Origin of the sequence: Mesorhizobium sp. M7A.F.Ca.CA.002.05.1.1, assembly GCF_003998335.1 — a bacterium.
Lineage (GTDB): Bacteria > Pseudomonadota > Alphaproteobacteria > Rhizobiales > Rhizobiaceae > Mesorhizobium.
Genome location: NZ_RZQI01000939.1, coordinates 1 through 2,256, shown reverse-complemented (window position 1 = coordinate 2,256; position 2,256 = coordinate 1). Strand labels below are relative to the sequence as shown.

Genomic DNA, 2,256 nt, shown 5'->3' with positions numbered 1-2,256 from the left:
AGGGGGCGGGGGGCCTCGCGCCGTCCGCCACTCCCTTCGCCCGGAGGGAGCACGCGTAACGCGAGATCTACGAGAACCTCTTTCCTGAGGGCCGAAAACCGGCCTTCAGGAAACGGGTTTTCTCCCGTTCTAGCCGGCCGCCGACAGGCGCCGGGAAAACAGACAGAGGGTTGCCGCCAAGGTGGCCCAGAATGCAAGGCGAGCCGCGGCGAGGCTCGTCCCGAGTTTAGAGCTAAGGAGCGACGATGGCCCAGACCCAGACTTTCAATGGCCGCAGACGCGTACGCAAGTTCTTCGGAAAGATCCCGGAAGTTGCGGAGATGCCGAACCTCATCGAGGTTCAGAAGGCATCCTATGATCAATTCCTGATGGTGGCGGAGCCCAAGGGCGGGCGTCCGGACGAGGGACTGCAGGCTGTTTTCAAGTCGGTTTTCCCGATCTCCGATTTTTCCGGCTCCTCGATGCTGGAGTTCGTGAAGTACGAGTTCGAAGGACCGAAATTCGACGTTGACGAATGCCGTCAGCGCGACCTCACCTATGCCGCGCCGCTGAAGGTGACGCTGCGCCTCATCGTGTTCGATATCGACGAGGATACCGGCGCCAAGTCCATCAAGGACATCAAGGAGCAGGACGTCTACATGGGCGACATGCCGCTCATGACCTTGAACGGCACCTTCATCGTCAACGGCACCGAGCGCGTCATCGTCTCGCAGATGCACCGCTCGCCGGGCGTCTTCTTCGACCATGACAAGGGCAAGTCGCACTCGTCGGGCAAGCTTCTGTTTGCCGCGCGCGTCATCCCCTATCGCGGCTCGTGGCTCGACATCGAGTTCGATTCCAAGGACGTCGTGCACGCCCGCATCGATCGCCGCCGCAAGATTCCGGTGACGTCGCTGCTGATGGCGCTCGGTATGGACGGCGAAGAGATCCTGTCGACCTTCTACAACAAGATCACCTACAAGCGCGCCGGCGACCATTGGCGCATTCCGTTCAACGTCGAGCGTTTCCGCGGCCTCAAGGCCGTCGGCGACCTGGTCGATGCCGATACCGGCGAAGTCGTCGTCGAAGCCGGCAAGAAGATCACCGCCCGCCAGGCGAGGGCGCTTGGCGAAAAGGGTCTGAAGGCGATCAAGGCCACCGACGAGGACCTGCTCGGTAACTATCTGGCCGAGGACATCGTCAACTACGCCACCGGCGAGATCTTCCTCGAGGCCGGCGACGAGATCGACGAGAAGACGCTGAAGGTTCTGCTCGGCACCGGCGAAGACGAGATCAAGGTTCTCGACATCGACCACGTCAATGTCGGCGCCTATATCCGCAACACGCTCAACGTCGACAAGAACGAGAGCCGCCAGGACGCGCTGTTCGACATCTATCGTGTCATGCGCCCCGGCGAGCCGCCGACGCTCGAAACCGCCGAAGCCATGTTCAACTCGCTGTTCTTCGACAGTGAGCGCTACGATCTGTCGGCCGTCGGCCGCGTCAAGATGAACATGCGTCTCGAGCTCAAGGCCGAGGACACCGTGCGCGTGCTGCGCAAGGACGACATCCTGGCCGTGGTCAGGACGCTGGTCGAGCTGCGCGACGGCAAGGGCGAGATCGACGACATCGACAATCTCGGCAACCGCCGCGTGCGTTCGGTCGGCGAGCTGATGGAAAACCAGTACCGCGTCGGCCTGCTGCGCATGGAGCGCGCGATCAAGGAGCGTATGTCCTCGATCGAGATCGACACGGTCATGCCGCAGGACCTGATCAACGCCAAGCCGGCGGCTGCCGCCGTGCGCGAGTTCTTCGGTTCCTCGCAGCTGTCGCAGTTCATGGACCAGACCAACCCGCTGTCGGAGATCACCCACAAGCGCCGCCTCTCGGCGCTTGGACCGGGCGGTCTGACCCGCGAGCGCGCCGGCTTCGAAGTGCGCGACGTGCACCCGACGCATTACGGCCGCATCTGCCCGATTGAGACGCCGGAAGGCCCGAATATCGGTCTGATCAACTCGCTGGCCACCTTCGCACGCGTCAACAAATACGGCTTCATCGAGAGCCCGTACCGCAAGATCGTCGACGGCAAGCTGACCAATGACGTCGTCTATCTCTCCGCGATGGAAGAGGCCAAGCACCATGTCGCGCAGGCCAACGCCGAGCTCGACAAGAACGGTGGTTTCGTCGACGAATTCGTCATTTGCCGCAGCGCCGGCGAAGTGATGATGGCGCCGCGCGAAAACGTCGATCTGATGGACGTGTCGCCCAAGCAGATGT

General features: G+C 62.3%; 1 protein-coding gene. It reads left to right on the top strand.

What is annotated here, in order from left to right:
* Positions 1-245 precede the first annotated feature (245 nt).
* The coding region (gene rpoB, locus EN939_RS30795; RefSeq protein WP_127271408.1) for a DNA-directed RNA polymerase subunit beta at positions 246-2,256 on the top strand (2,011 nt) is incomplete at its 3' end.